The 2,410-nt window shown below is 42.9% G+C and carries 4 protein-coding genes; 1 reads left to right on the forward strand and 3 read right to left on the reverse strand.

Annotation, left to right across the window (positions count from 1 at the left end; translation table 11 throughout):
- Window positions 1-205, forward strand: a 205-nt coding sequence (locus tag ACH0QE_RS15000; protein WP_415801400.1) for a hypothetical protein, incomplete at its 5' end; no start/stop codon positions are given.
- 74 nt (window positions 206-279) lie between these two features.
- Here the strand turns inward: ACH0QE_RS15000 and ACH0QE_RS15005 are convergent.
- From ACH0QE_RS15005 to ACH0QE_RS15015, 3 genes are all read right to left on the reverse strand, one after another.
- Window positions 280-1,065 (reverse strand): SDR family oxidoreductase, encoded by a 786-nt coding sequence (locus ACH0QE_RS15005; RefSeq protein WP_415801401.1) that lies wholly within the window; start codon window positions 1,063-1,065, stop codon window positions 280-282.
- A 178-nt stretch (window positions 1,066-1,243) separates the two neighbouring features.
- Window positions 1,244-1,813, reverse strand: a complete 570-nt coding sequence (locus ACH0QE_RS15010) for a dihydrofolate reductase family protein (protein WP_415801402.1) — start codon at window positions 1,811-1,813, stop codon at window positions 1,244-1,246.
- 118 nt (window positions 1,814-1,931) lie between these two features.
- Window positions 1,932-2,410 (reverse strand): DUF4256 domain-containing protein (locus ACH0QE_RS15015; protein WP_415801403.1); only part of this gene is annotated, 479 nt, incomplete at its 5' end.

Here is a 2,410-nt window from a genome sequence, read left to right on the forward strand (position 1 = left end):
TGACTTCATTGGGCGGACCGAAATCGAAATGTGTAGCCGACTGTCCAGAAACGCAGAAACTGGAGACTCCGACAAAGAAGCGCTTTTTGCTTCTGCCGGCGGAGTTGAAGTTTCGGAGTTTCTAGGAGGCGCAACTAGACAAGCGACTCGAGGGGCTAGGCGCTGGAGCTGGATTAAGACCACTACATGTAATTATCTCACCTAAATAATTTTATAATTTACTGAACAACACGAAGAAGCCTGGCATTCAACGAATGCCAGGCTTCTTATCTAACCATGTTAAATTTCCATCGTCCATCTTTCTTCTTGCGTCTTTTTCAACTGTTTTTCCGTCTCCTCAGGGTAAACATTCCGGAATTTATGGTGATCTGCAGGGATGATTTCTACCATTTTTGCAATCATATCCTCAGGATCGAATTGATTCTTCAACCCTTCCTCCTGCTTTTCCATATCCTCTTTCCTGGTAAAATTCTTGTCCTCATCGAACCACTTCCACTTCTCCTCTGCCGCCCGCTTGTTGAAGCCAGTTTCGAATGCGCCCGGGTTAATCGTCGCTACTTTTACATTGTGCTTTTCCAACTCCGACTTCATTGTTTGCGCGATTCCCTCAATCGCATGCTTCGTGGCCGTATATGACCCGACATAAGGTGTTGCTGAGATACCGGCCATCGAGCTCATGAAAATGATTTTTCCATTTCCTTTTTCCACAAGCTTACGCGCAGCGAGTTGCACAGTCTCCAACGTAGCGAAAACATTCACCTCAAAGAGAGCACGAATCCGGTCCATCGGCACCTCAGCCAGCGGCCCGCCTTCATTGATCGCCGCGTTCGCGACAAACACATCAAAATCATACTCCTTGATCTGCTCACGATCCCGCTCATTTGTAATATCAAGCTTGAAAACTTCCATATCAAGCCCCTGCTCCTCAGCTTCCCGCATCAAATCCGTCTTCTGGGAAGTCAGCTCAGTCGTCGCAATCACCCGGTGCCCCTTCTTCGCAAGCCCAAGTGAAGCACCCCTGCCAAGCCCGCTGCCAGCACCCGTAATAAAAATCGTTTTAGCCATGTCCAAATCCTCCTATCAAGAAACTAATATTTCCATCTTCCCGGGAGGAGGACATGTGAAACATAGAAAGCTTAGCAGGCTAAATAGCAAAAAAATGCCCAGAGAATTTGATGTCTCTTAGCACAGCCCCATGCGTGGGGTTATTCCACATTTAGTCTCACTTCACAATGTATCATGATCACTTCTCATTTAGTTGATAGCATAGTTGAACCACACCAGAGGAAAACCTTTTTGTTTCAACTAGTTTTAGATTCACCCTTTGCTTAATATCAATAAAAAGGGGGTTTCCTTCTCCTAAAATAATTGGGTGAACAGACAATCTAAATTCATCTACAAGCCCTAAGTTTATAAAGGTTGTAATTAGACTAGCTCCACCATAAAGCCAAATATCTTTACCAGGCCTATTCTTTAATTTAATGATTTCATCCTCAATATTTTCATTGATAAATGTAACGTTATTTTCTGACCTTTTTTGTGTTTTTGAAAACACATATTTCTCTTTACTATGGACCAATCTCCAAATATCATTTTCTGTATCAGAAACTTCAGTATCAGGTTTATACTCACCCCATAAATCATAACTTCTTCTTCCATATAAAATAGTATCTATTTGATGCAGGAAATTCTTAAAGTCCATATCGGGATCCATAATGCACCAGTCTACTTCCCCTTTAGGACCTTCAATAAATCCATCTAAAGTAACTGCTAAATCTAAAAGTATTCTTCTTGGTCTTTCGTACTTGATCATATTTTATCCTCCTTTAGTCGAATAACTTGTTGCCCATCGCTTAATAAGAAACAGCCACCTGGTTTGGCGGCTGATTCTGATACTTAATCTACAAAACAAATCACTTTCCGTATAAAATTTATACCCTCAACAATCCTCGGAAACCTCTTGCACCATAATAGGAATCCGCACCATTGTGGTACACAAAAACTGTGTCGTAGCGGCGATCGCAAAAAAGAGCCCCGCCAAGTTTTCTAATATTCTCAGGCGTTTGCACCCAGCTCGACGTTTTCAGATCGAAGTTTCCAAGTTTCTGCAGGTCCCGGTATTGTTCTTCTGTTAGAATTTCAATTCCCATCGCTGTTGCCATATCCATAGCGCTATTTTCTGGTTTGTGTTTTTTCCTTGCCTCCAGTGCTTCACGGTCGTAACAAACACTTCTGCGGCCTTTAGGACTTTCGGCTGCACAATCATAAAAGATGTATTCGCCCGTCTCCTGATCAAGACCCACAACATCCGGTTCCCCGCCCGTTGCTTCCATTTCATTGAGCGACCATAGTTTTTCAATATTGTTATCGAGCTTAGCTTGTACTTCAGCCCATTCAAGACCTTCATGTC

Origin of the sequence: Mesobacillus sp. (assembly GCF_047739415.1) — a bacterium.
Classification (GTDB): domain Bacteria; phylum Bacillota; class Bacilli; order Bacillales; family Cytobacillaceae; genus Mesobacillus.

Bases quoted from the DNA above. Each gene is read 5' to 3' on its own strand.
- ACH0QE_RS15005 (WP_415801401.1), bottom strand. From the start codon at position 1,065: ATGGCTAAAACGATTTTTATTACGGGTGCTGGCAGCGGGCTTGGCAGG.
- ACH0QE_RS15010 (WP_415801402.1), bottom strand. From the start codon at position 1,813: ATGATCAAGTACGAAAGACCAAGAAGAATACTTTTAGATTTAGCAGTT.